5 protein-coding genes and 1 pseudogene are annotated in these 4,537 nt (G+C 70.0%); 3 read left to right on the top strand and 3 right to left on the bottom strand.

The features are described from left to right. Together speB and VGZ32_RS04110 are read right to left on the bottom strand one after the other, a co-directional pair. Positions 1–864, bottom strand: an 864-nt coding sequence (speB, locus tag VGZ32_RS04115) for an agmatinase (protein WP_326884450.1), incomplete at its 3' end; no start/stop codon positions are given. A gap of 226 nt (positions 865–1,090) precedes the next feature. Beyond that, a complete protein-coding gene (locus tag VGZ32_RS04110; RefSeq protein WP_326884449.1) occupies positions 1,091–1,336 on the bottom strand; it encodes a hypothetical protein in 246 nt (81 codons plus the stop codon). Positions 1,337–2,183: 847 nt separating this feature from the next. On the opposite strand from VGZ32_RS04110, the gene VGZ32_RS04105 reads away from it, so the two are divergent. The 3 genes from VGZ32_RS04105 to VGZ32_RS04095 all read left to right on the top strand — a co-directional run bounded on the left by VGZ32_RS04105 (position 2,184) and on the right by VGZ32_RS04095 (position 4,227). After that, on the top strand, positions 2,184–2,600 hold the full coding sequence (locus VGZ32_RS04105; RefSeq protein WP_326884448.1) for a DUF3151 domain-containing protein: 417 nt from the start codon (positions 2,184–2,186) through the stop codon (positions 2,598–2,600). 225 nt (positions 2,601–2,825) lie between these two features. Continuing rightward, positions 2,826–3,305, top strand: a complete 480-nt coding sequence (locus VGZ32_RS04100) for a YbaK/EbsC family protein (RefSeq protein ID WP_326884447.1) — start codon at positions 2,826–2,828, stop codon at positions 3,303–3,305. 157 nt (positions 3,306–3,462) lie between these two features. Continuing rightward, positions 3,463–4,227, top strand: a complete 765-nt coding sequence (locus VGZ32_RS04095) for a cholesterol oxidase substrate-binding domain-containing protein (protein ID WP_326884446.1) — start codon at positions 3,463–3,465, stop codon at positions 4,225–4,227. A gap of 54 nt (positions 4,228–4,281) precedes the next feature. On the opposite strand, the pseudogene VGZ32_RS04090 reads toward VGZ32_RS04095, so the two are convergent. Then, a pseudogene (locus VGZ32_RS04090) lies at positions 4,282–4,537 on the bottom strand (dioxygenase); the annotation flags it as partial.

The raw sequence follows: 4,537 nt of genomic DNA, 5'->3' as shown, positions 1-4,537 counted from the left end.
GGCGAACCCGTGCAGGATCATCTGAAGCTCCCGTGTCATCAGACCCCCGGCCTCTGGCGTTCCGGTGCCCGGAGCGTGCGCCGGGTCCAGCGCGTCGACGTCGATACTCACGTACACCGGCCGGTCGCCGACACGCGAGCGTACCCGGTCGATCGCCTGGTCGACGCCGTGCCGCGCGACGTCGTGGGTCGACACGATGGCGAAGCCGAGTCCGTGGTCAGCGGCTACGTCGGACTTGGACGGCAGCGGGCCGCGGATCCCCACGTGCGCGCAGTGGTCGAGCGCGAGCAGCCCCTCCTCGGCTGCGCGGCGGAACGGCGTGGCGTGCGTGAACGGCGCGTTCCAGTACGTGTCCCAGGTATCGAGATGCGCATCGAAGTGCACGAGGGCGATCGGACCGTGCCGGTCATGCACCGCACGCAGCAAAGGCAGCGCGATGGTGTGGTCCCCGCCCAGCGTCACCAATCGCTGCGCGCGGGACAGCGTTTCGCGGGCGACCTGCTCGATCTGCGCGACCGCCTCGTCGATGACGTACGGATTGACGCCCGCGTCGCCGGCATCGGCCACCTGGTGCGCCTTGAAGGGGTGGACATCGAGGGCGGGATGGTACGGGCGCAGCAGTTTCGAACCGCCGCGAATCGCGTGCGGGCCGAAGCGTGCGCCGGGACGATATGAGGTCCCTGAGTCGAACGGCACCCCGAGCACCGCGACGGCCGCTGCGCCCACGTCGTCGAGCCGCGGCAGCCGGGCGAAGGTGTCGGGACCGGCGTAGCGCGGCAACAGGCGCGGATCCGCCTGGACGATCGGGCTGCGCGGCCCGTCCGGCGCATCGCCCTCACCAAGACCATCGACGACATCTGACATGGTTGCCGCCTCTCCGCCCACGACATGCGGTCGCCCGCCCCTTCTCATCGTGACGCGGGCGCGGCGGTTGAGCCAGGCCCTTACACCTGCGCGCCCGGCGACTGGGTCGGGCGGCTCGTTCAGAGCCCTGCGACCGGGGCCGAGAAAGAAGGGAAGGGAACGCGAAAGGCTGCGGCGGCCCGCCGTGGGGACGGGCCGCCGCAGGTTCGGATGCGCGGAGGAACTGCTACAGGGAGCTGACGAGCCGGGCCACGACGCGCCCGATGATCAGGTAGAAGATCGCTGCGAGCCCGTAGTTCAGGAAGACGGCGAGCTTGTAGTTGCCTGGGGTGAACAGATCCTTGAACCACGCCGCCAGCGTGCCGGACCAGTCAGCGTCCGTACTGACGATCGTGTTTCCCGCGTTGGCGCCGATGAGCACGAAGATGATGTGCAACACGATGATCGCTGCGATCACGAAGGCTGCAAGCATGATCGCGCGCCCTGCGGAGCCTTTCGACACGTATTCGGCCATGGCGCCGGGTAACCCGAAACAGCGATTCGAAACGGACGGCTCGAATATCTGTGCACAGCGACTATCTGTGCACAGCGACGGATCGGCTGCGGCGCGCGCCCGGTGCCCGCTTCTGACTAGTCGTGAGGTTCGATCAGCGCGACCGAGTCGGCCGGCGGCGTGGGCTTGGGACGCCGCGGCTCGCGCACTCCGCCGAGGAACGGGGGAGAGTCGGGGTACAGGCGTTCGTAACCGTCATCGCCCAAAGGCCACCGCCTGCGCCGGAAAAGGTTGCGCAGCCTGAGGCTCGGATGGCGGTAGAAGAAACGCCGCATCGCGCGCCGCACCCTCGGCCTGCGCGGTCCCGCCAGGAATGTCCCGAGATGGAGATATGCGCGGAGTCTGCCCATATCCTCATCGTCACGCCGCGCCGCGGTCTACGGAACGCCGCTCGCCCTCAGCGAACACCTCGCGGCCGAATCGTGACCTGGCAGCGGGTGGCGGGCGCTATGGCTGGTGGGTGCTGGCGGCGCCGCGCTCGGGGACTCGGCGTTGGTGGCGTTGGTGGCGCCGGGGACCGGAGGTTGCGCGCTGCGGCCGGAATGGCGCAGCCGTCCGCGTGGCGCCGTACTCGTGGCGACTAGGCGGTGGGTGCTGGTGGCGCTGGGGAGCGGCGGGCCGGAGGTTGCGCGCTGCGGCCGCAGTGGCGCGACCGTCCGCGTGGTGCTGCACGAGTGGCGACCAGGTCGGCGAGTGGCGGCGCGCCGTGCGCACCCGGTCGGCTGGATGCCTGCGCGTGATGGGTGTGGTGGGAGAAGATGTGCCCATGAGTGTGCATGAGAACCTGCTCGGCGGACCGCCGCCCACCCTCCTGCCCGACGACCCCGGGCCGCGCGCCGAACTCGACGGCGGTGCCGATCCGACAAAGGTCGCCGCCGCGCATCCCGCTTCCTCGCTGGCCTGGGCGGTCCTCGCGGAACGGGCGCTGCACAACGCCGAGCCGGTCGCCGCCTATGCGTACGCCCGCACGGGCTACCACCGCGGCCTTGACGCACTGCGGCGCAATGGCTGGAAGGGCCACGGCCCCATCCCCTGGTCACACGAGGGGAACCAGGGCTTCCTGCGCGCGCTCGGAGCGCTGGCGAGGGCGGCCGAGGAAATCGACGACGCTGACGAAGCCCAGCGCTGCGTCCAGTTCCTGCGGGACAGCGACGCGGAAGCCGCGCGCGAGCTCGGGCTCTGAGCGTCCGCCCGGACCAGTGCTCGCGGCGCTCGATGCGATCCGGTGGCCTGCGCTTGGGACGCCGAGGCGGTGCGCGAGCTCGGGCTTTAAGCGTCTGCCCGGACCGCTACTCGCGGCGCTCGATGCGATCCGGTGGCGTGGCCTTGGGACGCGGAGGCGGTGCGCGAGTTCGGGTTCTCATCCTCTGCCCCGCCCGCTGACTGCGGCGGTCGGTACGATCCGGGCATGGAGGAGATCGCCCGCCATCCCAATGTCGTCGCGGTCGAGGCCGCGTTGCGCGACGCCGGCATCACACCCCGCGTGCGCGTACTGCCCTCGACCGCGCCGACCGCCGCCGCGGCCGCCGAGCAGATCGGCTGCCCCGTGGCAGCCATCGCCAACAGCCTGATCTTCAACGCCGCGGGCGACCCGCTGCTCGTGCTCACCAGCGGCGCGCACCGGGTCGACACAGCCAAGCTTGCCGCGCTGCTCGGGCTGCCGAAGCTCGCGCGCGCCACGCCCGAATTCGTGCGCACCCACACCGGGCAGGCCATCGGCGGCGTCGCCCCGGTCGGGCATCCCGCACCGATCAGGACCTTGATCGATCAGACGCTCGCCGAGCACGGGGAGATCTGGGCCGCTGCCGGACACCCGCACACCGTGTTCCCGATCACCTTCGCAGAGCTCGTCGAGCTGACGAAGGCCGAGACGGTATCGGTGAACTGAGCGGCGGTGAACTGAGTGGGTGAACTGAGCGGCGGTGAACTGAACCCAAGCGTCACCGGTTGGGCCGTACAGTGCGGCGATCACCGAGAGTCACCCGATCGGGTGGATTCCGGCTGCCCCTGCATCATGGATCGCAGGACGCACAGACCTGGACTCGGTGCGCGTCAATGCCGGGCCGCCCGGACACGCCTCGGTCGTCGCGCAAGCAGGCGTCACCCTCGAGGCACTGCTCACCCGGCTCGAACTGCTCGGCTACGGTGTGACGGCCTGCCCTGCTCCCGGATGCCTTGCGCTCGGCGAAGCCCTCGCCACCGGCGACCACGGCACGGCGATCGCTGCGCGCGACGAGATCCTCCAGGCCGGGCACAGCTACGGCGGCCTGAGCAACATCGTGCTGTCGCTCACCGCGCTCGTGTGGGACGCCCGACAACGCGCGTATATACCGCGCACTTTCGAGTACGCCGTGCTCACCCGCCGCGACCGGATCCAACACGTCGTGTCAGCCTTCTATGAGTACCTGAACTTCAGGCTCGAGGCCTGTCACCCGCGCTTCCCGGTGAATGGACCTTGGGAAGCGCGGGTGACAGGCCTCGATGACCCGGCCGACTGCGGAATCGCGGGCGCCGCGGAAGCATGGCTGTCACCTGCGCGCCGACCGGGCGGCCGCGATTTCGACACCGCTGTGTGGCTCACCGTCCGCAGCCTTCCCGGAACGCCGGACCCGCAACGGTTCAACGCCGACCTCAAAGAATGGCTGTTTGCGTCATTCGGCGGCCCCGACGCGGCCGTTCGGCCGATATGGCCAACGGCTTCGGCTGCTGATGTGACATCCGGTTGGGCGGCAGCCGCAGCCGAGCTGGAAGCGCTCGATCCGCATCGGGTCTACGGCGACGACTTCGAAGCGGGCGACTTCGTCAGCTGACATGCCCGGAGATTCGGACCGCCGTGCTCTGGCTGCTGGAGCGCTGCGGCGCGCTTACCCGAGTTGGATCGAGCGCTTCGCCATGCCCATCCAGAAACCGTCGATCACGCTGCGCTGTGCGGTCAGGTCCGCCTCGCCCGCGCCGAGGGTCACGAAGAGCGGGGCGAAGTGCTCGGTGCGCGGGTGCGCGAGCCGCCCGGACGGGGACTTGTGCTCGAAGTCCAGCAACGCGTCGAGGTCGCCCGCGTCGAGTGCGCGATGTCCCCAGTCGTCGAACTCGGCCATGATCGAGTGGACCGAGCCGTCGTGG

Origin of the sequence: Actinocrinis sp., assembly GCF_035938995.1 — a bacterium.
Lineage (GTDB): Bacteria > Actinomycetota > Actinomycetes > Streptomycetales > Catenulisporaceae > DASZGI01.
This window is presented reverse-complemented; position numbering and strand designations above follow the sequence as displayed.